The organism is Enterococcus raffinosus (assembly GCF_001886185.1).
GTDB classification, from domain to species: domain Bacteria; phylum Bacillota; class Bacilli; order Lactobacillales; family Enterococcaceae; genus Enterococcus_A; species Enterococcus_A raffinosus.
In genome coordinates this window covers 154883-180089 of record NZ_JXLA01000002.1, presented here as the reverse complement: position 1 = coordinate 180089, position 25207 = coordinate 154883, and the positions used below count along the sequence as shown (strand labels likewise).

Annotated in this window: 23 protein-coding genes; 15 read left to right on the top strand and 8 right to left on the bottom strand. The window is 38.5% G+C overall.

What is annotated here, in order from left to right; genetic code table 11:
• The first annotated feature begins 361 nt into the window (after window positions 1-361).
• Together RV13_RS01755 and RV13_RS01750 are read left to right on the top strand one after the other, a co-directional pair.
• The gene (locus RV13_RS01755) at window positions 362-892 is read left to right on the top strand and encodes a ClbS/DfsB family four-helix bundle protein (protein WP_010743532.1); all 531 of its coding nucleotides are present in this window, start codon (window positions 362-364) and stop codon (window positions 890-892) included.
• A gap of 146 nt (window positions 893-1038) precedes the next feature.
• Complete coding sequence (locus RV13_RS01750) at window positions 1039-2082, top strand: peptidylprolyl isomerase (protein WP_010743531.1); 1044 nt, start codon at window positions 1039-1041, stop codon at window positions 2080-2082.
• Window positions 2083-2156: 74 nt separating this feature from the next.
• Here RV13_RS01750 and RV13_RS20930 read toward each other — a convergent pair whose 3' ends face one another.
• Entirely contained in the window at window positions 2157-2303 is a 147-nt protein-coding gene (locus RV13_RS20930; protein WP_010743530.1) for a hypothetical protein, read from the bottom strand.
• A 192-nt stretch (window positions 2304-2495) separates the two neighbouring features.
• Between RV13_RS20930 and RV13_RS01745 the strand changes: the two genes are divergently transcribed.
• The 3 genes from RV13_RS01745 to RV13_RS01735 all read left to right on the top strand — a co-directional run bounded on the left by RV13_RS01745 (window position 2496) and on the right by RV13_RS01735 (window position 5200).
• Window positions 2496-2927, top strand: coding sequence for a DUF6323 family protein (locus RV13_RS01745; RefSeq protein ID WP_010743529.1), 432 nt, complete (start codon window positions 2496-2498; stop codon window positions 2925-2927).
• Complete coding sequence (locus RV13_RS01740) at window positions 2924-4114, top strand: DUF6179 domain-containing protein (protein WP_060789034.1); 1191 nt, start codon at window positions 2924-2926, stop codon at window positions 4112-4114. Before RV13_RS01745 ends, RV13_RS01740 begins: the two co-directional genes overlap by 4 nt.
• Window positions 4115-4357: 243 nt before the next feature.
• On the top strand, window positions 4358-5200 hold the full coding sequence (locus tag RV13_RS01735) for a class F sortase (RefSeq protein WP_060789035.1): 843 nt from the start codon (window positions 4358-4360) through the stop codon (window positions 5198-5200).
• 55 nt (window positions 5201-5255) lie between these two features.
• Here RV13_RS01735 and RV13_RS01730 read toward each other — a convergent pair whose 3' ends face one another.
• Window positions 5256-6809: an AcpB/EbpR/MafR family transcriptional regulator gene (locus RV13_RS01730; RefSeq protein ID WP_010743526.1), complete on the bottom strand. Its 1554-nt coding sequence runs from the start codon at window positions 6807-6809 to the stop codon at window positions 5256-5258.
• A gap of 174 nt (window positions 6810-6983) precedes the next feature.
• Between RV13_RS01730 and RV13_RS01725 the strand changes: the two genes are divergently transcribed.
• The 6 genes from RV13_RS01725 (at window position 6984) to RV13_RS01700 (ending at window position 13736) form a co-directional block, all read left to right on the top strand.
• Window positions 6984-8357, top strand: coding sequence for a M24 family metallopeptidase (locus RV13_RS01725; RefSeq protein WP_010743525.1), 1374 nt, complete (start codon window positions 6984-6986; stop codon window positions 8355-8357).
• A 182-nt stretch (window positions 8358-8539) separates the two neighbouring features.
• Entirely contained in the window at window positions 8540-9169 is a 630-nt protein-coding gene (locus RV13_RS01720; RefSeq protein ID WP_010743524.1) for a TetR/AcrR family transcriptional regulator, read from the top strand.
• A gap of 33 nt (window positions 9170-9202) precedes the next feature.
• Window positions 9203-11521, top strand: a complete 2319-nt coding sequence (locus tag RV13_RS01715) for an ABC transporter permease (RefSeq protein WP_060789036.1) — start codon at window positions 9203-9205, stop codon at window positions 11519-11521.
• Window positions 11522-11526: 5 nt separating this feature from the next.
• Complete coding sequence (locus RV13_RS01710; protein ID WP_010743522.1) at window positions 11527-12273, top strand: ABC transporter ATP-binding protein; 747 nt, start codon at window positions 11527-11529, stop codon at window positions 12271-12273.
• A 99-nt stretch (window positions 12274-12372) separates the two neighbouring features.
• The gene (locus RV13_RS01705; protein WP_028020420.1) at window positions 12373-13266 is read left to right on the top strand and encodes a helix-turn-helix transcriptional regulator; all 894 of its coding nucleotides are present in this window, start codon (window positions 12373-12375) and stop codon (window positions 13264-13266) included.
• Between the two features lie 53 nt (window positions 13267-13319).
• Entirely contained in the window at window positions 13320-13736 is a 417-nt protein-coding gene (locus RV13_RS01700; protein ID WP_010743520.1) for a DUF3788 family protein, read from the top strand.
• A 239-nt stretch (window positions 13737-13975) separates the two neighbouring features.
• On the opposite strand, the gene RV13_RS01695 is transcribed toward RV13_RS01700, so the two are convergent.
• Complete coding sequence (locus RV13_RS01695; protein WP_010743519.1) at window positions 13976-14914, bottom strand: helix-turn-helix transcriptional regulator; 939 nt, start codon at window positions 14912-14914, stop codon at window positions 13976-13978.
• A 79-nt stretch (window positions 14915-14993) separates the two neighbouring features.
• Here RV13_RS01695 and RV13_RS01690 point away from each other — a divergent pair, with 79 nt between their 5' ends.
• Window positions 14994-15620 carry a Type 1 glutamine amidotransferase-like domain-containing protein gene (locus RV13_RS01690; RefSeq protein WP_028020419.1) on the top strand — a complete coding sequence of 209 codons (627 nt, stop codon included), beginning with the start codon at window positions 14994-14996 and terminating at the stop codon, window positions 15618-15620.
• Window positions 15621-16892: 1272 nt separating this feature from the next.
• Window positions 16893-18035: a tyrosine recombinase XerS gene (gene xerS, locus RV13_RS01685; protein ID WP_010743517.1), complete on the top strand. Its 1143-nt coding sequence runs from the start codon at window positions 16893-16895 to the stop codon at window positions 18033-18035.
• Between the two features lie 114 nt (window positions 18036-18149).
• Here the strand turns inward: xerS and RV13_RS01680 are convergent, their stop codons facing one another.
• The 3 genes from RV13_RS01680 to RV13_RS01670 are packed head-to-tail and all read right to left on the bottom strand — an operon-like array spanning window position 18150 to window position 20760.
• Entirely contained in the window at window positions 18150-18800 is a 651-nt protein-coding gene (locus RV13_RS01680; RefSeq protein ID WP_010743516.1) for a ribulose-phosphate 3-epimerase, read from the bottom strand.
• 36 nt (window positions 18801-18836) lie between these two features.
• Window positions 18837-19757 carry a ribokinase gene (locus RV13_RS01675; RefSeq protein WP_010743515.1) on the bottom strand — a complete coding sequence of 307 codons (921 nt, stop codon included), beginning with the start codon at window positions 19755-19757 and terminating at the stop codon, window positions 18837-18839.
• A gap of 22 nt (window positions 19758-19779) precedes the next feature.
• Complete coding sequence (locus RV13_RS01670; protein WP_010743514.1) at window positions 19780-20760, bottom strand: LacI family DNA-binding transcriptional regulator; 981 nt, start codon at window positions 20758-20760, stop codon at window positions 19780-19782.
• Between the two features lie 290 nt (window positions 20761-21050).
• Between RV13_RS01670 and RV13_RS01665 the strand changes: the two genes are divergently transcribed.
• Both RV13_RS01665 and hxlB read left to right on the top strand, forming a co-directional pair.
• Window positions 21051-22466 carry a PTS transporter subunit IIC gene (locus RV13_RS01665; protein ID WP_010743513.1) on the top strand — a complete coding sequence of 472 codons (1416 nt, stop codon included), beginning with the start codon at window positions 21051-21053 and terminating at the stop codon, window positions 22464-22466.
• Between the two features lie 20 nt (window positions 22467-22486).
• Window positions 22487-23038, top strand: a complete 552-nt coding sequence (hxlB, locus tag RV13_RS01660; RefSeq protein ID WP_010743512.1) for a 6-phospho-3-hexuloisomerase — start codon at window positions 22487-22489, stop codon at window positions 23036-23038.
• 102 nt (window positions 23039-23140) lie between these two features.
• On the opposite strand, the gene spx is transcribed toward hxlB, so the two are convergent.
• Window positions 23141-23587, bottom strand: a complete 447-nt coding sequence (spx, locus tag RV13_RS01655) for a transcriptional regulator Spx (RefSeq protein WP_010743511.1) — start codon at window positions 23585-23587, stop codon at window positions 23141-23143.
• 103 nt (window positions 23588-23690) lie between these two features.
• The gene (locus tag RV13_RS01650; RefSeq protein WP_010743510.1) at window positions 23691-25196 is read right to left on the bottom strand and encodes a helix-turn-helix domain-containing protein; all 1506 of its coding nucleotides are present in this window, start codon (window positions 25194-25196) and stop codon (window positions 23691-23693) included.
• Window positions 25197-25207 lie beyond the last annotated feature (11 nt).

Here is a 25207-nt window from a genome sequence, read left to right as displayed (position 1 = left end):
TTCTATCAGTCCTAGAAATTATAGAGCCGGGATTATTTAAACCTAAGACCTCTCCAAAAAAATGGAGAGGTCTTATTTTGCCAGTTGGACTTTTTGCAGTTTGAACAAATAGAAATGAAGTTAAAGCTCAAAGAAAGTCCATAATTAAGCAGTTTAGTCCAATGGTATGCGATCGAGAATAAGAAATTTTTCGTATTCTACGAAAAATTAAATTCCAAATCAGGAGATAGCTGCCAGTAGGACTTTTTGCAGCTAAATGCTGACAGCCAAAGTTTATACAAAAAAAACAATTTCTGCTTGACTCCAACGTTACGTGTTGGTTCATACTGAGGATAAAGAAAGATATAAGGAGGAAATTGTTATGGCAAGACCAACGACAAAAAATGATTTGATTAAGGCAGGAAATGATGGGTATAAGAAACTGATGGATCTGTTAGCTTCAATACCGCCTGAAAAAGTGAATAGTCCGTTTAGTTTTAACGTAGAAAAAGAAAAGCAGGCTCATTGGTCAAGGGATAAAAATGTTCGTGATATCTTGATCCATTTGTATGAATGGCATCAACTGCTGTTAAATTGGGTGCAGGCGAATCAAGCCGGAGAGGCTAAGCAATTTTTAAAGGAAGGATATAATTGGAAAACCTACGGGGCGATGAATATTGAATTTTGGGAAAAGCATCAAACGACCAGCTACGAAGAAGCGCGCCGTCTCTTAGTGGAGAGTCACCAACAGGTGATGCAAATGGCGGAGGCTTTTTCCAATGAGGAATTGTTTTCAAAAGGAATTTTTTCTTGGGTGGGAGGAAGTACACTAGGCAGTTACTTTGTTTCGGCAACTTCAAGCCATTATGATTGGGCAACGAAGAAAATCCGAAAATTTAAAAAATCTTTGTAGCTGATCCTTTATTCCTTCAATTCACAAATTAGAGGTATTAATATCGCAAATGAAATTATAGTGTAATCCTAATCATCGGCCACTAGCGGAATGTCTGTCTGCTTGTTTTTCTGGTACAATTGAGAAAAACAGGTTGGAGGCAGAAAATGAAAAAAAGTAAGGTTGTTTTAGCCGCAGGAATTCTTGGGTCAGCGGCCTATTTAATAAAGAAAAAGCTTGAAAATGAAACGGTTACCAAGCAGCTAATCCCGCGTCATTGGGATCAGGAGGAGATCAATCAGCGAATGGCAGATTTTACTCAACAGCTAGCTGAAGGAAACATTGATGCACTTGTGACTTTCGCTTTGGGGAACGAGGCGCGCCATTTCAAATCATTCATCGGCCAAGAACTTACTTTTTTAGAAGCACATGTAGTTTCTTTGTTTAAAGTAAAAGGAGATAGCTACAATAATCTACGGGGAATTATTTCATATCGTGTCGCAACCCCCAAAAAAGAGTACACCTATTTGATGAAAATGGCACGGCTAGGAAATGCTGAACAGTTAGAGTGGTATATTCAAACTATCCTAGAGAAAGATCGAGGGATAAAATACTCGAATCAATACTTGCTGCAGCTGACGCCGGTTCGCCCACATGAGGAGCTTTGTCAGATTGAAACGGATGCAGGAACGATTACCCTTAGAGTTTTTCAGCAGGATGCACCAAAAGCCGTTAAAAATTGGCGAGGGCTTGCCAGACAAAGCTTTTACGATAATACGCCCTTCGCACGAGTAATTAAGGATTTTGTAATCCAGGGCGGTGCGCTAGATGGCTCTGGTGCTGAAGCTCAGTCCATTTACAGCGGTTATTTTGAAGACGAAGTAGATGAGGGTTTGTATCATTTCGATGGTGCTGTCTGTTTAGGGAATCACGGGCCAAATACTAATGGTAATCAGTTTTACATCGTGGAGCATAGTCAAGTAGACAAGGAGCAACTGTACCGAATGAATCTACCGTTAAAGGTTCGTTCCCATTATGAGGCAGTCGGCGGCCTCCCTGAATTAGATGGACGTTATACGGTATTTGGTCAAGTAATAGACGGAATGTCCGTGGTGCGTAAAATCGCCAATCAAGCTACGGATAGCGAAGATGCTCCGTTAGAACCAATAATGATCCGAAAAATTACCTTTAAAAGAGCCAGTCAGAAATAATCTGACTGGCTCTTGCTTTTACGATCAAAATTTCCTGTACCTTGTTGGTAAATTGGAGGAAACTATAACCCTCACTATTTTTTCTTCGCTAACCGGCTAGAAGTCCATGAGTACAGTAAAATCAATACAATTAAAACAAGCATTCGCAAAATGGCTGGTGGGCTCCAAACCCAAATAACGAAGGCGGCTAATAGAAGGTAAAGAAAGGTAGCATAAATCATAAGAACGCTCCTTTAGTTATTTATTAATCAGAAAAGAAGTACTATTTTACGGGAGATATACTGAAAAAAGTTAAGGAAGGCTTAAATCGCCTTCCTTAACTCTCTTTATAATACCATAAATTTAGTTGTATTTCAAGATTGTCTTTTTAACGACACTGTGCTATTTAGTCTCTGAAGAGGGAGGAGAAGACAATGGGAGAATTTGATATGACGTTATTTAATCAGTTTCTATCTCAGCAGACAGAAGAACCGCGAACAATGATTAATCGCCAGTTGCAGAAACATCACAAGAATTATCAACTGACAGTAGCGGATTTTTCTGATCTCACGGAGGAACGCAATCAGCTATTCAAAGAACACCGTTTACTTGATTTTAGCTGGCAAAATTCACAACAGCTAGCATTATTCTTAATGGATGAGCCTCTATTTTACAAATGCGACTACCTAGAACACTTGTCAGTTTGCCAAGCGATCTTTTACTACCTGCGGGCATATCATCCTGGTCAAACTACAGATCAAGAAATAATAGAGGAAATCGCCAGACGTTACCAGCAGTTTCAAGGAGATTTGGAGCAGCTTCAGGGCTCGTTTGAGGATTTTCCAGGATTGGAGGAAGAAGCATGAAAAATGATTTGTTTGATCCAGCGTTCTATCCCTTTTTTATGAAGAAATTGCAGGAGCGGCTAAGTGGTTCAAGCGTTATGGCGATTGATCAAGCGGAAAAAATCCAACAGTCCATCGAATTTGTCTTAGCTAACGGTGGAGAGGGAACATTGCCTGAACGCTTCGAACAAGGGAAGCAGCAGTTGAAACAGCGTCTAAATACTCTTCAGACGCTCTATCAATGGATTCAAGACAATTATCAAAGTTTTGGTATCGAATCATTAGAAGAAAGCTTAAATGAAATCGGAAATTTTTTCTCTGAGTATGATTTTGATTATGGGGCTGCGGAGGTGGATCAGGCTTTTTTAGACTATCAGCTTGCGGAACCAGTACCAGCTAACTTTGTGGGAATTGATTTTTATGAACGCTATCTGAACAATTTAGCCGCTGAGGTCCTCTTTGTCAAAGCCCTTCCCAAAGAGCAAATTTATGAACTATTGACCAATTATGAAGAGATGTTAGGCTTTGATTACCGTACTGACGTCAACAACTTATTTGAAATCGTCTTTAAACAAATGATCGGCAAATTACTCCTTGGAAAGAAGGAGATCCACACGTTGCTGTTAAATGAGATTGAAGCACAATATGTTTTACGGCGCATCCAGCAGCAAGATTATTTTCCAGAATTAGAAGTTATTTTCCAACAAAACGATTATTATCGACGATTCTTTTCCCAATTAAAAGTAAGAGTTTCTTCATTCACGGAGCCTGAGAAGGCCATTCAGTTTTTCATTCTGACAAGTATGACTAAGGAGCTGCTAGAACTTCCGTTAGCGATGCCTGATAGTGATTTTAATCAAATGATGGAAGCCTATCAGATAGCAGACGAAGAGGAGAAAATTCGACTAATTACGACTAGAATTTCAGCACCACAAGATTTCAAGGAATATCTAAAAAGTGTGGAAGAAAGCAGTGAGTTTTATAAAAATCTTTTAAAAGATATAAATAAAGACTTTTTAAAAATTTTATTGTTAGGCGTACTATCTGATTATGATTGTAGAAATTGTGAGGAATTCATTGATATACCAACGATAGATAATGAATCAGGACTTTTAAAAGATTATATAAAAACATTGGATGAAAATGACCGTAAAGCTCTTTTTCAATCAATTGAAGGGTATTATCTGCCACCAAAAGATTTTTTCTAAATTAGGCATAAAGGATAAAATACCCTTCAAATTAATGTTTTACCTAATAATGTGCTCGTGCTTTTTTGTCTATGAAAAAGAAAGTTATGAAAATATTAAATGAAAAGCCATTAAAGTAACATTCTTTCTTTCGAAATATAATATCATTTGTTATTTGACGAGCAGTATTCAACAGAAAAGTCCGTTTTTCCCTTAGTTTGTAGGTAGATAGCAGACAACCTTTGCTAAGGAGGAACGGAAAAAATGAGTACCTATTTAAAATTTATCGTAATCGCTGCGCTTTTTATTACGACAGGCGCTGCATCTGTGCTGGGAGATTCCAGCGCAAGTTCACCAAGTACGACGGATCAAACATCTGTTAAACAGTCATCAGCAAAAGAAGAGAAGAATTCTAATGTTTCAAACGAAAAAGTAGTGGAGCCTCACACTGAATCAAGTACATCAGTGAATCCATCTACGAATAGTACTTCAACGAGTTCAGAAGAAGCTTCGGCAACTTCAAGTAATGAAGGCCAGGAAGCTGCTAGTTCAGCTGCAGAGAACACTACTACTTCTTTAAAGGAAGCCGCTGAAGCAAGCAATCGACCAGCGCCAACTGTAAATGAAGCCGAGCCAACCAACGAAACGACAGCAACAGAAGAAAGTCAAAATACTGCAACTCCGGCACCTGCCACGATTGGAGCAGATCAATTAATGATCAATGGACAAGCTATTTCTTATACGAATGCAGGACAAGGAAGCGGACAAGCAATCATTGATGCCAATCCCAATCAAGTGGCTACTTGGGGTGGAGCCGTCGTTCAATCAGGAAATGACGGAGCGAACACGCATTTCATCGGTCACAATCCTGGAATTTTTAATGTCCTATTCTCATTAGGAACAGGTGCAACGATAGAAGTTTCAGATAGCGCGAACAATGTAACGACCTATACAGTTTCGCAAATCGTTACTGTAGATGATTCAGGGTTTGCTGCAGATGGTACTGACTATTGGGATCAAATTACGGGTTCTGGTGGTGGTGAACGAATTACCCTGCAAACCTGTATCAATGACGATTACAATCTGATTGTTTTTGCCAATAAATAATAAAAACGAGCAATCCTGCTAAAGCCATCAGCTTTATCTAGGACTGCTCGTTTTTTTATTGGTTTAATATCCGTTGGGAAAAATAGATTTCCTTAGCGGTTTTCATTTTGATATTGCCAAGTTCTTTTAAATGTCTTCGAGCCTCTTTTTTTTGAATCGCAACAATCAGGTTCAAAAGGTTTTCACGGTCAGAAGCGGAGAAGAAATTGTTCACGATCAATACGTTGCTGTTGTCGTAGCCTTTGATGGGATTGTTACTGATAATGATATCGTATGTCGCAAAATTTTCAAAATCCTCTGGGCCAGTGGAGATCACCGGTTCATTGAAGGTATCCACCGCAATACGCTTATTGTAATTGGCGATTAAAAAGTCTTGAAGCATTTCGGCATGCTTGCGTCCCAAGTCGCTTACGACTAGGATCGTCACCTTTTGCCTTAACTTCTCTAAGTGCAGCGGCAGGTGGGACCATTCCTTCATCAATAAGAAAAAGACATTGTTTAGGCGTATATCCGTCCATAATTCAGGAGATTTCTTTTCAATATCCTGTAAGTGAATCTTCACGATGGTAGAGAAGATCGGGTAGACAAGTTGGATTTCGCGAGCGAATTTCTGATGCTTATCAAACAGCATTACTTGACGATAAGGATAGAAATTGTATTCCACATACCATGACATCATCTCTTGCATGATCTTTCGTTTATCATCGCGATCTAAGGGATACTCGATCGCCTGAGAGATATTCTTCAAAAAGGTATCGATTTTACTATTGATTCGCACGATTTGTTCAGGATTGTCCCAATTATAAAATTCATGGAAAACCGTGCGGCTAATTTCTCTATGCCATTTTTCTGGAAGTGTAAAGTCTGTGTCTGCTAGCAGGTGCTCGGCGAAGGGGCGGCTATACTCCAAGACCTTATCGATCGTGTCCTCTTCTTCGGCATAGATACTTTCTGGCAAATAAAAGCCTTGATGCATTCGATTCAGCGTCACCATGAACAAATAGGCCGCCTCTTGAATCTCGCGATCATCTAAGGAGACATCAAAATCAGTAGAGGTCCGCATAATGAAACAGGTGGTTTCTTCGTGATCTAAAGTAAAGGGCCACTGATTCACCCCATAGGCCTCTGTAAAATACTGCTGATAAAAGAAACGCACCCAGCGTTCATCCGGCCCAGTGATTCGGAATGGGGAGCGCTCTAGCTGCAGCCCACGTCGCTTCAAGAAATCTTCCAGAGCATTGACCATTCGATAAAAGGACGCTTCACTCATGAATAATTCATTGATCCAATAATCCGCGTCTTGATTTGATTCATACAGCATTTTTTCAACAAATTGAAATTCGTTCGATTCATGATAGATCAGTCCATAGACATTTCCAAGCTTATTTGAGGTAATATTGTTCAGACGAACCCCTTGAAATTTTGAGTACTCGATATAAATATAGTCTCCCCAAAACTCATTGATAAAATCAATGTCAGATAAAAGCGTCTTGACAGAACAATCGACTGTCTGAGCGGCTTCTTTAATATCGCACCAAGAGGGCAGCTGATCCAAAAACTCGACGAATTGAATTCGACGATACGTAGAGGAGTTAAGTAATTGTTTCATATTGACTCCTTTCGAAAATAATTTTTTATCATTATAATTTTACCGATTTTCTTCAAAAAAAGCGAGCTATTTAGCTAGATAATAGGGAAAAAGGTCAATAATAAAGAATTAATTCGAGTATTTTCTCCTTCTGGGCTATGTTATGATAGAAAAAAACGAAGGAGCGAAAAAAACTTGATCACATTAAAAAATATAGCGGCACCTAAATTAGATGAGAACGTTTTGCCAGTTTTGTTAACAGATGAGACGCTGGCCGCACGTAAAACCAATTTATTGAAAAAGATGCAGCAGGAAAATTATGATGCTGTTGTGATATACGCAGACTTAGAGCATGGAGGAAATTTTGAATATTTTACTGGCTTTGTCCCCCGCTTCGAAGAGGCCTTGCTCGTTATTCATCAAAACGGTGAAGCCTACTTAGTTTTAGGCAATGAAAATCTAAATAAGGTCTCATTTGCTCGGATCGAAGCGTCAGCCGTTCATATGCCTCATTTCTCACTGCCAAATCAACCAATGGAAACCACTCTTAGCGTGCCAGAAATTTTGAAACAAACCAGGCTTGAACAGGCGACATCAATCGGTTTGATCGGCTGGAAAAACTTCACTAGCCAGCAAGAAGAGAATACGGTACTTTATGATATGCCGTACTTTTTAGTGGATGGATTGAAGAAAGTCGCGCCTGACGCGGCATTAAAAAATGCAACGTACTTGATGATCGGAGAAAACGGTCTGCGTACTACGAATAACGCTAACGAAATCGCTCATTACGAATTTGGCGCGATGCTTGCTGGAAATTGTATTCTCACTGGTATGGATCAATTGGCCCTTGGAAAAAGTGAAATGGAAGTGGGCGCCTACTTAAATAACTATGGGCAAACACCAAGTGTAGTGACGATCATGGCTACAGGCGCTCGGTTTGAGAAGGCGAATCTCTATCCCACTGGGAAAAAAATCCAGCTAGGTGATCGGATTTCAATGACTACCGGATATAAAGGCGGCTTGCAAAGTCGTGGAGGCTATGCGGTAAATACAAAAGAAGAGTTGCCCGAAGTTGAAAAGGACTATTTGGATCGTGTCGCAAAGCCGTACTTTAATGCCGTGAAGACTTGGCTTGAAACCATCACCACCGATCTATCAGGTGAAGTACTATACAACAAAATTGAAGAAGTCTTGCCAAAGGATCAATACGGCTGGCATCTGAATCCGGGACATCTATGCGCGGATGAGGAATGGCTGTCTTCTCCTGTCTATCCTGCATCAACTGAGAAAATCAAAAGTGGCATGCTCTTCCAATTTGATATCATCCCTTCTGTCCCTGGTTATTCTGGCGCTAGCTGTGAGGGAGGGATTGTGTTGGCGGATGAGTGCTTGCGCAGTGCCATTCAAAAAGAGTATCCAGAGATGTGGTCACGGATGCAGGCACGTCGCCGCTATTTAATAGAAGAACTCGGGATCGAAGTGAGTGAAGAGGTCTTACCGACGAGTAACGCAACGGCATATTATCGCCCGTTTTTCTTAAACAAAGAAGCTGCCTTTACGGCAAAATAATAGGATATCTACCCTCAAGGACGAGAAGTCCTTGAGGGATTTTTCATTTTCACAAAAATATTTGAAAATTTCGAACTAATACTTAAGACTGATTTTTTAGGTATGGCATGGAAAATTTGTGATGAAAACGCTATACTTTTATTAGACAGGCAGTCGGTCACAAAAGAAAAGGGATGAGAATCATGCGTATTTCAAAGGACCCAATTATTCGAAAAAATGAAATTTTGGATGTCGCTAGTAAATTGTTTGCTGAAAAGGGCTTTGATCATACCAGTACCAGAGAGATTATTGATCAAGCCGGAATTGCCAGAGGGACGTTGTATTATCACTTCAAATCAAAGGAAGAAATTATGGATGCTTTAGTCGAGCGAACGACGGCTGAATTGTTTGCTGCGGCAAAAAAAGTCGCTGCTGATCAGACGATCCCTGTTTATCAGCGCTTTGTTCAGACGGTTCTTGCTTTGCGTCTAGATACTTCTGATGGGGAGGATATGATGGATTTTGTTCACAAGCCGCAAAATGCGTTAATGCATCAGAAAATGCAGACAGCAGTGGTCACAGAAATCACCCCCGTACTAGCAAGTATCGTAGAAGATGGGATTCAGCAGGGCATTTTTCAGACGGATTATCCATATGAAACGATGGAGATGGCAATTGTTTATGCAACTGCCGCTTTTGACGATCAGGAACTAGTTCCACAAAGTGAAGAAATACAGCTACAGCGCGTGTCAGGGTTCTTTTATCTTTTGGAACGAATGTTAGGTGTTGAAGAAGGGAAGCTAGCAAAAGAAATGGAGGGAATGTTCGAGTAATTCGTGAAAAAAAATGAAGGAGGAACGGGTTTTATGTATGGTAGGTTAATCACAAATGACATTAAGAAAAGCAAGCTGGTGACGGCTGCGACGACGATCTTTATCGCCATTACAGCAATGCTGGTCTCGTTGGCGGCAATTTTAGTCATCAATCTGGCGGGTTCCATTGACGGGATGATGGAACGGGCGAAGATACCGCATTTTATGCAGATGCATTCAGGGGCGATCAATCAAGGAAAACTAGAGACTTTTGCCCAATCTCAGCCAAACATAGACGAATGGCAAGTGTTGGATTTCTTGAATGTCGAGAATAGTGAGCTGTTCATTGCAGGAAAAGCGATGACGGACAGCGTTCAGGACAATGGCTTCTCGGTACAAAGTGAAAAATTTGATTTTCTGGTTGATACAAAGGATCGGATTGTTCAGCCAGCAGTTGGAGAGGTCTATTTACCGATTCTTTATGAGCGAGAAGGAATGGCTAAAAAAGGCGATTCAGTAGAAGTCAACGGGCACAAGCTGAAGGTCGCAGGTTTTATCCGTGATTCACAGATGAATGCCTCTCTTTCATCATCCAAACGCTTTATTGTAAATCAAAAGGACTATCAAGCACTTGAGAAACACGGCAGCGTCGAATACTTGATTGAGTATCGTGTCAAGGATACGGAGAAAATTAGTGCGCTGGAAACAGCGTATCTAAAAGCCGAACTTCCAGCAAATGGACCGGCGTTGACAGATACACTCTTTCGTATGATGAACGCGTTATCTGATGGTGTGATGATTGCGGTTATTTTACTTGTCAGCTTATTGATGTTGGCAGTCGCCTTTCTATGTATTCGTTTTACGCTGCTATCAAAAATTGAAGACGATTACCCAGAGATAGGTGTCTTAAAAGCGATTGGGCTGCGAAATTCTGATGTGAAACGCTTGTATTTAGTAAAATACGCGGCGATTGGGTTGGTCGGCTGTTTCTTGGGCTATCTGCTTTCCTTTGCTTTTCGAGGGATGCTATTACAAAACATCCAGCTTTATATGGGAAAAAGCGGCAATCAAGGCTTATCGCTTTTGGTAGGACTTTTAGGAACGGGACTGATTTTCGCGGGTGTCATGCTTTATGTCAATCTAGTATTGCGACGTTTCCGAAAAATTTCTGCGGCATCGGCTATTCGCTTCGGCGCGTCACAAGACCGCGTTCGAGGGGGAAAAGGCTTCAAGCTTGCGGGCTGCACCTTTCCTAAGGTGAATGCTTTATTAGGGATCAAGGATGTTTTATCACGGAAGCGGCTTTATTTAACCCTGTTTATGGTGTTGTTACTGTCTTCCTTCATCTTGATTTTGCCGCAAAATTTATATAGTACGGTGTCATCTGACAGCTTTTCTCGCTACATGGGCATCGGGCAATCTGATTTGCGTTTGGATATCCAGCAAACCGAGAATATTCCGGAAAAAACTGCGGAGGTTATGGATACCTTGGAAAAAGACAACCAAATAACCAAGTCGGTGGCATTGACGACGAAGGCTTTCTCGTTAATGAAAAAGGACAAGGCAGAGGATCGATTAAAAATTAAACTAGGAAACCATCGCGTCTTTCCAGTCGAATATACTGAAGGAAAAGCACCTACAAAGTCTAATGAAATCGCGTTATCAAGCGCCTTATCAGATGACATAGAAAAAACGCTGAATAGTACTTTAACGATTCAGACTTCACAGGGAAATAAAAAACTAAAGGTATGCGGCATTTATTCTGATGTGACCAATGGTGGGAAAACAGCGAAAGCGGCCTTTACTGATCGAAACGCCGCAACCATGTGGTGTACGATCAGCGCCAATGTGAAAAGTGACGTGACACCGAGACAAATCGCAAAAAAATATAGTACAAAATTCAGCTATGCCAAGGTTTCAGATATCAAGCATTATATGCAACAGACCTATGGATCGACTATCCAAACAGTTGCTGCCGCCGCAAAAGTAGCGGCGATTGTCGCGTTAGTCATTACCGCTTTGATCGTATTATTGTTCATTAAGATGCTGCTGGCAAAAGATCGTCATGAACTGGCGGTTTTAAAAGCACTAGGCTTTACAAACCAAGATATTCGCCAACAATACTTCATGCGTTCCTTACTGATTGTTATTTTGGGAACCGTTGTTGGAACACTTCTAGCAAGTACGTTAGGTGGACAAGTGGCGGGGGTAGCGATGTCTATGATGGGGGTCAGCACCTTCCGCTTTTCAATCAATCCGCTAGTCAGTTTTGTTCTCTGTCCAGTGGGCATGCTGCTAGTCACACTACTTGCTACAACGCTAGCGACAGCTTCATTACAAAAAATAAAAATCAGCGATAATATAAAGGAATGATGACGATGAAAAAAATGATAGTTGGTACAAATATCGAAAAGTCTTTTGGACAAGAAAAGATTCTGCGAAATGTTTCAGTGGAAATTGAAGCGGGAGAATTTGTCTCGATCATGGGACCTTCAGGCTCAGGGAAAACTACTTTGATGTTTGCCCTAAGCGGTATGGACGAAATAGATGAGGGCAGTGTCCAGTTTGATGGCAAGGAATTAGCAACGCTCTCAGAAAATGCCTTAGCGGATCTGCGAAGAAAGCAAATGGGCTTTGTTTTTCAACAGCCTACCTTATTAAAGAATTTGAATGTATTGGATAATATCGTGCTGCCTGCTCAAAAAGGCAATGAAAAACAAGCCGGTAATTTAATGAAAAAAGGGCAAACATTGATGGAAAAGATGGGAATCGCTGGTCTTGAGCAGCGGGACATTACACAAGTTTCTGGCGGACAGCTGCAGCGAGCAGGAATTTGTCGGGCGCTTATGGGTGATCCGCAAATTATTTTCGGAGACGAACCTACAGGGGCGTTGAATTCTAAGTCCGCCCAAGAAATCATGACTCTCCTGTCGGAAATCAACCAGCAGGGAACCGCGATTTGTTTGGTAACCCATGACGCCAAGGTCGCTGCTCAAACGCAGCGTGTGCTCTTTATGAGTGACGGTCAGATCGTCAGCGAAATGCAATTTTTCCCAGAAGATGACTTGAATTTAGAGGAGAAAATGGTTCAAGTGACAGAGAAAATGCGGGAAATTGAGATTTAATTAGTGATAAACAGAAGTGAGCTGGGAAGTGTTGTCATATCCCAGTTCGCTTTTTACTTGTTTTTCGTGCTAAGCTAGAGGAGAAGAGGAGAGCGGAAAATGATTGAAAGTCGATTATTACAGATTCTTTTTATCTTATTAGAAAAGGGCTCCATCACTGCACCAGAGCTGGCGGAAATGTTTGAAGTCTCCCCTCGAACAATTTATCGCGACATCGATGCGTTGAGTGCGGCTGGTGTCCCCATATATGCGGTTAGAGGAAAAGGCGGTGGCATCTTCATTCAGGAAAATTATGTTCTGGATAAGCAGCTAGTTTCTGACGATGAACAAAGAGAAATTTTACTTGCCCTCCAAAATCTCATGCTCACTAACGGAACAACGACGAGTCCGTTAGCTTCGAAGCTCAGCAGACTTTTCAAAAAAGACCCGATAGATTGGCTGGAAATTGATTTTACAGATTGGAGCGGTCAACGTACGCACCTTTTCGAAGAGCTTCAGCGGGCCATTCTTACGAAACAAGTTATCCAAATCAGCTACCTCAGCAGCAAAAGCCAGTACACCCAACGAGAACTTGAACCCTTAAAACTCGTTTTTCGCGAGAAAGCTTGGTATCTTTACGCTTTTTGCCGCTTAAGAGGAGAATGCCGATTATTTAAAATTACTAGAATTCGGGAGTTAAGACGATTATCTGATACTTTTGTACGTGAGGTCCCTAAAAAGGTCTTCTCAGAAAAGCAGACACCGCCAGAAAATGTCGTTGAACTGACGTTGTCCTTTGATGAAGCCATGGCGTATCGCGTCCAAGAAGAATTTGAAAACATAATTCAAAGGGAAGATGGTACGACGATAGTGACCATTCGTTTTTCCGATGATGAGTCAACGATGAACTATCTTTTCTCATTTGGTGATCATTTAGAGATCCTAGACCCGCCAGAATATCGTAAAAAAATGGCGGATCGCATTGAAAAACTGCTAAACAAATACAGAACTTGACACTGGCTTACAAGTTTTACTTGATACACTAAAATAAAAAGGAGGCGGTATCAATGAAACCCATACTAAAGGACAAAGAAGAATTTCCCACCATTGAAAATTTAGCGAACCATCTATCTGAAAAAGATTTGCTGCTGTATCAACAGTTATTAGAGTCGATTCATGAGTATTCTTTTCAAGAGGACTGGAACTATTACAACGACGGCCACAATTGGCTGAGTAAAATCCTATTCAAAAAGAAAAACCTCGGCTGGATCTCCATTTGGGAAACCGGTGTAAAGGTGACCGTCTATTTTGGTGAAAGGGTTTGGCCGCAGCTTGTCGCTAACGAATTATTCAGCAAGCTTGAAGCCAACGATGCATCAATTCAGAAATCAGGCAAATTAAACGCTGTGCTGATTCCGATTCAAGACGAAGAAAGCTTGCAAGTAGCCGTTGCACTGATTAACTTGAAAAAGACGATAAAGTAGGATAGTGGAAGATTTGTGTGAGGGAATAAAAACATTTCGCATGGAAAGAAATTTTCAAACGCAAATGAATGTTACTATGCATTTGAATAGACCGACTTGCTTTTGAAAGCTTGTCGGTCTATTAGTGTTTTTTCAGGAGAGCCTTCATTCGAATCGGACATCCTCTTTCTCTACATAAAGCATTGTTTTCATCATAAATACTAAAACGAGTTTTCTTAGTTCAAAACAGATATAAAAGGTTACAACTTGTACCTGCTTAATAGTTTTTCGATCAACTTCGTATATTCTTGTCTTAGTATTTCTGGTTCTAGTATTTCCGCATGTTCACCAAACCCGAGAAAATAATTGGTAAAAAAGGGAAGCTCATTATTATTAAACTCTCCCACAAGAAGAATGTCATTTTCTTTAGCTTCGAGTCTCATATTTGGAAATGAATTTCTTAAGAAGTATTCTTTTCCCTTACCAGATAAGCGCACCCTAAAGGGGATATCTCGGTATTCCTTTTCCTGTGTAGTTAAGATTTTTTCCGTTTCTTCTTCAGAGAGAGGGGACGGATAATCCAATTCTATTTCAATATCCTCTATATAGTCGCAGCGATAGGTTCTCTTTTCTTTTTTTTCTATATCTATGGCGATGCAATACCAATAGCCATCCATTAAAGTTAGGCGAATAGGCAAAATTCGCTTAACTTTTTTTGTATAGCGAGTATATAAAATTTTGAGGGGTTCCTTTTTTAAAATGCTGGCAAACAATGCTTCTAAATTTTTCGTGGTTTCAATTTGATGTATGCCCATATAATGCACAGAATCAGTTGCCTGGGCTATCCGCTTTTGTTTCTCAGCACTGAAAGTGTTAAATAGTTTTCTTTGGATAGTGGAATACTCGCTGCCAAACGGTGATCCAGATAACAGGCTTAAAAGCTGCATTGAAAAAAACACACTAAAAATTTCTGCCTCTGTAAAATAAATTGGCGGTAATAGTGAAGAGGGAAGGACTTTGTATCCACCGTATCTTCCATTTTTAACATACATCGGTACACCTAAACGCTCCAGTTCAGCTAAATCTCTTAATGCTGTACTTCTAGAAATCTGAAATTCGCGCATTATATCAGTTAGGTTGAATTCTTTATGACTATTTACGAAAAAAAGTTCTTGCTGAATACGTTCTGATTTTTTCATATAGACTCCTTTATAAGTGTCATAAACTGACACCTTTGAATCGTATACTTAGTCTATCATATTGAGAGGGAGTTTTATTATGGCACAGAGTAAATTATTTTTAGTATCGTCATTTGCGGATGTTTCAGATGAATTGATATCTTTTGAGACCGTATTACAGGGAAAAACAGTTACTTTCATTCCTACAGCAAGTAAGGTTGAAAAAGTAAAGTTTTATGTGAATGCAGGGAAGAAGGCTTTGGAAAAAAAGGGGTTAATCGTTGATGAATTGGATATTTCTGTTGAGCAAAGAGATATTGTGGAGCAAAAATTAAGAGGAAATGATTTTATTTATGTTTCTGGTGGAAATAGCTTCTATTTGATGCAGGAGCTAAAAAAAAGCGGAGCTGACATCATTATTAAAAGGGAGATAGCAAATGGCAAGCTCTATATTGGAGAATCTGCTGGCGCAATTATTTTGTCTAAAACAATTCAGTATATCCAAAATATGGATTCTCCAGAGAAAGCGCCAGAGTTGGTTTCTTATGATGGATTAGGTGTTGTAGATTTTTATACGTTGCCACACGACAATGAGATTCCTTTTAAAGAGATCAGCAAAGAGATTAAAGATAACTATAGAAACGAATTAACTATCTGTCCGATACGTAACAATGAAGCAATTCTAGTAGAAGGAAATAGCAAAAAAGTCGTAAAAGTAAAGAAGTAGTTTTTTTCACCGTAAAAGGTCTAGTTTATTATGAGTATATCCTAACGCTGACGTATTCCAACTAATTTCTGATCCGTTAGTTTTTATTCAAGTAAGTTTAAATGAAAATCCTTTTTTGAATGCCGAACATAATTAATAAATTAATCACTTCAAAAATGAATGTAAGAATTATGTAGAGCCTAGCAATCGGACGTCATCCAATGTCCGATTGCTTTTTTATGTTCAATCAAGTGGTGAGAAGACATTTTATGGTTTGAGAATAATGTTAGTTTTTCTCAAACCATAAAAGAGGAAAAACGAAAGAGCTGATTAAGCTAGGATTTTGATAAGAATTAACTGATGAGATATTTTTTGTTTTTAATTAGCAGCAATGAAATTTTTTGTAGAAAAATTTGACTTTAATTTTTAGAGCACGAATCATTTTTTATTTAATAGAAGAAATGATTTTTAACATTAAGCAGCAATTAAATGAATAATGAATGATCAGTTGAAGCAATCTGAAACGAGTTCAGATGATTCGTTGTACGATCATGTGCACCAGTTGATCACAGAACGACGATTGACAATGAATTAGCCCCAAACTAGGTTAATAAGACATGAGAATTGAATCTAGTAACAACTGGCGCATAACTACATGTTCATTTAATTGATTTTGTATGAGATGAAGTTAGTTTGGAAGATCGACACAAGAATGGCGGATCTGATGGCTGAAGACGTCGAACAAGAAGAAATTATGTTTTCGTAACAATATCTATTTTCCCGAAAGCATAAAAATTATTGTACCAGGATTAGTAAAATATGGCTGATTTGAGCTTTTTTAGCCTGATTTTAATGTGTAGCACATTTTTATTATGATTCGAGTTTAAGCACGTTCATACTAAATTACGCCCAAATGAAACCTCGAATAATTAATAAAACATCTCTGATGTGTCGATATTTCCTTTAAAATCAATCCGTTCAAGCCTAAATCAATTTAGAAAATGATCTAATTTAAATAAGATAAAGTTTCGAATTGTATTTGGTTTGCTGAAATAAAATTTGAAAGCTCCTCTCCTATCATTTTATTATCGTTATTTTATGATTGCTCTCTATATCTTATGCTTTACAAAAAGAACCATTTTTCAGTAATATATAAACTTTATTCTATAGCTATCCCCTCGTATCATTGTCATATATTGGTTATTTTATATTTGACAAATTGGTATATACCAATTATAGTATAGTTAGAGGTTGAGTTCCCTCTCCTACTAAAAAATGAAAGGACTGAATCGAATGAGTCGAGAATTATTGAGAGAACGCTACGAAAAAGAATTCGAAAAGCTGCCGGACTTTATCCAAAGGTACCTCTTATATTTGGAAGCTATTCCCCGCTCAACGAATACGTTGTACGAATATTCAAAGGAATATCGTAGATTTCTTAGCTGGCTCTCTTCCGAGCAAATCATTCGTGTAAATGATATTTCTGAGATTCGCTTGGAAGATTTTGAACGATTAAACAAAGATAAAATTGTGTTGTACAAGTCCTTTTTAAATCAATCCCCTAAACGGACATTTGAAGGAAAATCAGAGACGGACGTTTCTCAAGCCCCCTTGAGTGAAAGAAATACCCATCGATTGAAGGTTACGGTGCAACGAAGTATTACCGCCCTTCGTTCCCTCTTTAAATATTTATCAAATGAAGAAATTGAGGAGTTTGATGAGCAAACCGGTCAATATGTCATCCGTCCCATGCTGCGAAGAAATATTATGATTAATATCGAAAATGGCGGCGTTGATGCCTCTGATGCGGTGCGAAAGGATAAAATTGAGAAAATGCTCTACCTTGATTCCGACGCGATTGATTTTGTCGAGTATGTCTATGCTGGATATGGGAATACGCTGACTTCACGCCAAGCCAAGACCGCTTATGAAAAAAATCGTATCCGAGATACGGCGATTTTGGCTTTGTTTCTTGGATCAGGCATACGTTTATCTGAGCTGGTGAATACAAATGTTAACGACTTGAACTATGATGGCTTGTATATTCAAGTTCAACGCAAAGGTGACACAATGGACCATGCGATGATCTCTCCTATCTTTATTGATTACATTCAGGAATATGTCGATCAAAGAAAGAGTTTGTATAATGCGGATGATTCCATCCCCGCTCTTTTTCTAACCAAGCATAAAAATGTGGCGAAACGAATGGAAGGCGGCTCGATTGAAAAGATGATCGACAAATATTCCACCGCTTTCGGGAAGCGAACGACCCCTCACAAGCTGCGCCACAGCGTCGGCACCATGGCCTTCAGAAAGACGAAAAACCTAAAAACCGTCAGTGAAATCTTAGGCCAGCGAGGCACCTCAGCCACAGAAATCTATACCCATATCGTAAAAAAAGAGAAACGATCAGTTATCGATGATTTGTGGACGTAATGAGAATTTGAAGATATGAAAAGCCGATGAAATGACAACGAGAGTCATTTCATCGGCTTTTTTGAATTTTTACTGTTGATTCAATGGATGCTTAAGTTGCTTTTATCATTGTGCTTACAAGGATTTTAAGTTACGAATCAATGTGGAGTATTCCTCTTCTTTGTTAAATAAAGCAGATGTTCCTAAAACGAAACCATCTACACCACTTTTACTCAAAATAGGAATCTTTTCAGATGAAACAGCGCCATCAACAATTAATTTGAAACTAAATTTTTTCTTATATTCAGTAAGTCCTTCGATTTTGGTCAAAACAAAATCCAAAAATTTCTGACCAGAAAAACCTGCCGGCACTGTCATTACTAGTAAATAATCAATCAAGGGAAACAGTTCTTTAACCATTTCTATTGATGTTTCAGGATTTATTGCTAATCCAGGCAATTTTCCTTTACTCTTGATCTTTTCAATCGTTTGAATTGGAAATTTATCTGTTTCTGGGTGTATATAGATAATATCGGCTCCCATGTCAGCGAACATTTCTACGTAGTCATTGGGGTTTGTAATCATTAAGTGAGCATCGACCAGCTTTTTAGTATTTTTACGAACCACTTTGAAGTCTTCAAGTCCAAGCGCGAAGTTTGGAACAAATAAACCATCCATGATGTCCATGTGGAAAATATCTACTTCAGCATCGTCCAGCTTTCTAACCTCGTCTTTCAGATTTTCATAATTGGCACACATCATTGAGGGGCATAGCAGTTTAGTCATTTCATTATTCCTCCAAAAAAAGTACTATACTTCTTTTTAATAATCGAATTGCATGAGTTCTTTTCTTGTTGGAATGGCATCCTGTCCACCCTCTCTTGAGACTTTTAGCGCTGAGGCTTGAGTCGCAACTTTCATTGCATAATGAAGGCTCTCTGGATTTTCGGATAATACTGAGGCTAATACACCAGCAAATGTATCTCCAGCCCCAACTGTATCTATCGTTTTTACTTTTTTGGCCTCTACAAAGGTGTAGTGATCTTTTTTACTCTCAAACAGTAAGCTACCTTTGCTCCCCATTTTTACAATGACGTTTGGCACACCCTTGTCAGCTATAATCTTTGCAGCTTTTTTTGCATCTTCAATTGATTCAACCTTGATTCCCGTAATTTTTTCAGTTTCATGACTGTTTGGAGTGACCAAGTCTGCATAACCCAAAGCTTCTTCAAAGAAACAGCCTTCTGGAGCTGGATCTAAAATTATATACATGTTTTTATTTTTCGCTGCCTCTAAAGCAGTCAAAATGGACTCTTTGCTTGTTTCCATTTGTAATAAAAAAATGTTTCCTTCAATGCTTTCGAAGCTATTTTTAATTTCAACAGAGGTTATTGCCATATTTGCAGCTAATGAGCCCAAAAATGTATTCTCTCCTGTGTGATCAACGATCCCAACAGCAGCACCAGTGGGCACATCTTTCTTAATAATTAAGTGACTGATGTCTACTCCCTTATCAGACAAAATTCTTTTCATTTGAGTGCCAAAATCATCGTTTCCAATAGCACCCAGAAAAGCGTGTGTTACTCCCTGTTTCGCCACAGCAACTGCTTGATTAGCGCCTTTTCCTCCAGCTTGTGTGACCATTCCTTTTGCAACAACGTTTTCACTGAAATTTGGAAAATCGTTGACAAAAACTAGAATGTCCATATTGATACTACCCATTACTACAACATCATATTTCATTGTATTCCCTCGCTTTATTCGTTTATGTGGTTTTACGAATTACCAAGGTAGGTTCAAGCATTTGTTTTTTTGGCTTGGCATTATCATTTCTTAGAGCTAATAGTTCTTTAATAACTAGTTCGCTAACAACTTCATTCTTTTGTGATATGCTTGTTAGTTTGGGTTCAATGTAGTCATCGATCATCAGATTATCGTTTCCAATGATTTTTATCTCTTCAGGAACTGAAATATTGAGATCCAAGCATGCACGTAGAGCTCCGATGGCCATTAAATCATTCGCAGCATAAACACCGTCGATTTTTGCAAATTCTCGAATCGCTTTTTTCATTAGTTTAAAGCCAGATTCTAAAGAATAATCTCCGTATAGGATATGATTCTCGGCTAACTTTTTTGATTTTAGAGCCATTCGATAACCTTTCTCTCTTTCAATCGATAGGACGTCGTCATCAGGCCCTGTGACAAAAAGAATATCTCTAGCCCCTGCGTCAATTAAATGATTTGTCGCCAAGAAGGCACCATTTAGTTGGTTGATATTGACGGAGGAATACGCATGATTAAAATAGGAACGATCAACAGTTACTGTATGAACACCGCGATTTTGTAATTTTTCTAGATCCTTTTCAGTTACCTGTAATGTACAGATAACTGCCCCAAAGGCGTAATTGTCCGCAATTGCGTCTAAAAAATACTCCACCTTTTCTCGACTATCGTTGGTATCACACAAAAGAATTTGTAAACCATATTTAGTTGCAGTTTCTTCAATACAAGTTACTAGCTCTCCGAAAAACGGATTTTTCAAGTTAGGAACCATAATGCCAATTAAGTCAGATTTTCCCTGTGACAATGATTTAGCTAATCGATTTGGTTGATAATCCAATTCATCTACTAATTTCATTACACGTTCAATCGTTTCTTTTTTTGCTTCACCCTTACCATTAATAATTCTAGAAACTGTAGCAGTTGAAACACCTGCCATTTTTGCAATATCTTTTATTGTTGCCATTTCAACCTCCGTAAACGATTACGTAATTATGATAACGCTATTTTAAAATTTGTCAACGTGCTAAAACTCAGATAAATATTTTTTGAATTTTTTTTCAGCATTCAGCACATGAGATAAATCCCTATATATCACTATTCTTTCTAGAGATTACCTTCCTCGTATTATAGCATAAATTTTTTTTCTTTTGAAAACGCTCTTGTCAATTTTGACGGATGATGATACACTCAGGCCACAACCAACGTAACCGATTACGTAAACAATTACAAATTTGATTTTGGAGGTAAATTTAAATGATTGATACCTTAGATATGTTGTTCAACTCTTTTATTGGTCTAGGTGGCGCAGCAATGATGTTTATTGTTTTAACCATTTTGGCAATCGCTTTCAAAGCTCCGATTCCTAAAGCAATTGAAGGTGGATTGCGAATGGCCGTCGCGTTAACGGGGATGAGCGCCATTATTTCTTTGCTAACTGAAGCTTTTGGACCAGCACTGAATAATTTTGTATCTTCCACTGGCATCGCATTGTCTATCACTGATTTAGGTTGGGCTCCTCTTGCGGTAATCACGTGGGGCTCCATCTATACTCTCTATTTTGCCTTTATTTGTATCGTTTTGAATATTCTCATGCTCATAATGAAGGCAACTGAAACATTAAATGTCGATTTATTCAATATTTGGAATATTTCCATCATTGGGCTTTTAATCAATTACTATTCTAAAAATATTGTACTTACATCATTTTTCGTTCTTTTCATTTATGTCATGATGCTATTGAATGCTGATGCAATGAAGCCGGCGATTAATAAATTATTGGACTACGATGATGTGAATATCACAACAACCGCACATCCGAGTTTTCTGATCGCTCCTTTTGCTATGATTATTAACCGATTAATTGACATCTTCTTACCTTTCATCGATAAGTATGATTTTGATGCTGAAACACTGAACAAAAAAATTGGATTTTGGGGAAGTAAATTCGCTATCGGCTCTTATTTAGGTGTCTTTATCGGTATCCTTGGAAAACAATCTGTCGCAGAGATATTCTCCCTTGCTTTTACTGGAGGTGTGGCATTGGAGTTATTTGGACTCGTTGGAGGATGGTTTGGGCCTGCTATTGAACCCTTGTCGAATGGTGTTCAAAAAATGATGGGTAAACGACTTCGTGGTAGAAAACTTCTAATTGCAATAGACTGGCCGATTGTGGCTTCAAGAGCTGAGGTTTGGGCAGTAGTAAATATTTTGGCACCTATCTTGTTGATCGTTGCGATGGTTTTACCTGGAAACAAGGTTATGCCCTTGGGTGGTATATTAATGACCGTTTTAACTCCCGCCTTACTTATTGTTACTGGAGGACGCGTGATTCGAATGACATTGATTGGTACCATTCTTATTCCTATTTACCTCTGGTCAGCCACGATGGTTGCAAGCTTTATTACCTCGGCTTCTATTGCAATGAATAATTTTCCAGCAGGATTAGATAAAGGACAATTATTTACATCAATTGATTCGAATCCAATTGAAAAAATGATTGCTGTATTTCTTGGTCAAGGTTTCAAGACTTTTGATCTGTCAAAACTAGGAATAGCAATTATCGGTATTGCCGCATATATCGTAGTCTTTATCTGGTATCGCAATCAGCTGAAAAAAGAACACTCTTCAGCGTCAGTCGACGTAGAAAGTAAACGACTTTTAAAAAATTAATCTATAAGGAGCTTGTCCATATGTTTACTGTTTATGAAAAAAAAATAATACATGAATTATCAAATGTTTTAGATCAGGTGGATTCTTCACAAGTTCAAGAGTTAATGGATAGTATTGATCAGGCAGAACGAATTTTTTTTGTTGGTGTAGGTCGAGTTTTATTATCTTTACAAGCGATCGCGAAAAGGTTGAACCATCTAGGTTATGATACAGTTGTTGTTGGACAAATCACCGAGCCGGCAATTACTGATAAAGACTTACTCATTGTTGGATCGGGAAGTGGAGAAACAGGATTTCCATTGTTTATTGCTTCAAAGGCGAAAAAATTCCACGCAAAAGTCGCACATCTAGGAATAAATCCAGCTAGTTCTATGGCACAATACACAGACGTATTTGTGAGAATTCCGGCTTCTGGGAAGAGAGAATCGCAAGAGAAACTTTCAATACAACCAATGACTAGCCTGTTTGAACAATCCTTGCTGTTAGTTGGTGATACTATAGCTTTAATGATTGTTGATGAGAAAAAAATTGATTTGCCTTCCTTATGGCAGTTTCATGCGAATCTAGAATAAGAGTTTTAAGCATAAAAATTAGGCTGAAAGTATTGTAGACTTCCAGCCTAATTTATTTTTATGGAAGATGCCTCAACCTATTACTGCATATGTAGGTTCTTATCATGAAAAATATTCAGTTTTCTGTAGAGCTAGCAAATCTTCATAAAGCATCGTTGTATTTACCTTGTACAAGTAATTTCTGGTCCTCTGTTTGATCTCCTGTGGCAGCAGCGTACGTATCTCCTCTTCGTTAAAGCCGATTTGTATTTTCTTATCGTCATAAATAATCGGACGCTTGACCAACTTTGGATACTGATTTAGGAGCACAAGCAATTGGTTAAAGGAAAGCTCCTCAAAATCAATGTTCAGCTTCTGATATATTTTTGATTTTCTGGAAATGATCTTATCAACACCGTTGGGACAAAGTGTGATTAATTGTTTTAGCTCTTCCTTTGTTAAAGGCTCATGATCGATATTTCTTTCTGAAAATGGGATATCGTATGCCTGAAACCACGCCTTCGTTTTTCGACATGAGGTGCATGAGTTTCCAAGTAAAATAGTTACCATCAGTTTTCTCCTCCTTTGTTTTTTTCTATAATAAAGAAGAAGTTGGCAGATGGATTCTGCTATTTTAATAGAAAAAAAGAGTAAATAGTAGAAAACCTACAAGCTACTCTTGGTGTAAATCAAAAAGATGATCAGATAGCTGACGAAACATATGTTTGATTTTTTTTGAAGTAATGTCACCATCGATCAGGTAGATAATTTTTGTTTTTTCAGGTAGATCACTGATTAGACAGTCGCTAATAATAATGTCACAGCTTTTCATGACCTTTTTCTTTAAAAAAACGTTCTCTGTTCCGAAATGCTGCTCTATTTGAGAACAGAGATCATCATTAATATAGTAATCTCGAGTAAAATTCACACCGATGATGATTCTTTTCTTTTTACTGTACCGATCATAAATGTGGATTAGATCCTCCAACAGCCATTGTTGTTTTTGATACAGGATGAACGGATAATCGGTCTTTTTTTGGTGCTTGAATGTTTGATAGAACTGTTTAATTTTATTTTTTACATCGTTTTGCGCTTTTTCGTCATAGATACTATAGCTCGCCATCATGGTATTAGGCTGATTCTCGGTTAATACCTCGAAGTAAATTTGATTTCTAAAAAAGTTAAGTGTATAAATAATTTTATCGTTTTCAGGAATTACTAAGTCAAATTGCTGAACAAAGCTTTCAAGTAAATCTTTTGCATAATTAAAATGAGGAATGTTCATTTTTAACAGCAGCTCGTATTGAATAAGATTGATCTCACTCGTCTCCGTCTTTGAGATGAGCAATCGGGAGAGTGTATTGATGATCGTATGTAGCTCACTACTTACAGGAGCTTCAGGTTTTAGAATGTCAAAATATGCGTGAGAAAACAACTCAGAAATTGGCAGAGCTTGAAGCTGTGTTCGAATAACATCTAATGAGTTGATTGGGAAATTTTTCAAGCATAGATCAATCAATATATACAACTTATCCAACATGCCCTTTTCCAGGTTTTGGATGGCTTCCTCTTTAACGTAAAGGTTTAAAGTCGGCAGGACGCGTTGACAAACAGCAGCATTGAAATGAATGTCAATATTGGAATGGATATTCCAATAAATATCAATGATGCAGTAATGTAGCTGCAGCTCATTGCCTTCGATGGTTTTCTTCCCCGGCTTTGAAAAATCGACCTTGATCCCATAGTAAAAAAGAAACGCATTGATGGCTTTCATTCGCGAATAAATATAGGAAACACTGAAATTTGTATTCTCACTGATACTCAAGACAGAGTTTGTGTCTTTTCGTAATAAAGAAATGAGAATATTATAGTTCGTTGATTGTTCACAGTAGTCAACAAGCAAACGATAGTAATACTCCGCTAAATCCTTATAAGGAAGATTGGTTCGGATGAAGTGGTTTCTTTTTAAAAGTGGCTGGGTGCTTAATTCCAGCGACAAAAGGTCCTTCTCCAACTCTTTGAGGTACAGGGAAAAATTAAGTGAGGACATTTCGAAATGTTCTGCTAAGTACTCACGGGTTATATAAAAAGGATTGTCTGCTAAAAATTGAAGAATTGATAATTTTACTCGGCTCTTTTTATCTAGGAGATATTCTTCTATTAGATCCTGAGTATTCATAAGCGTCCTTC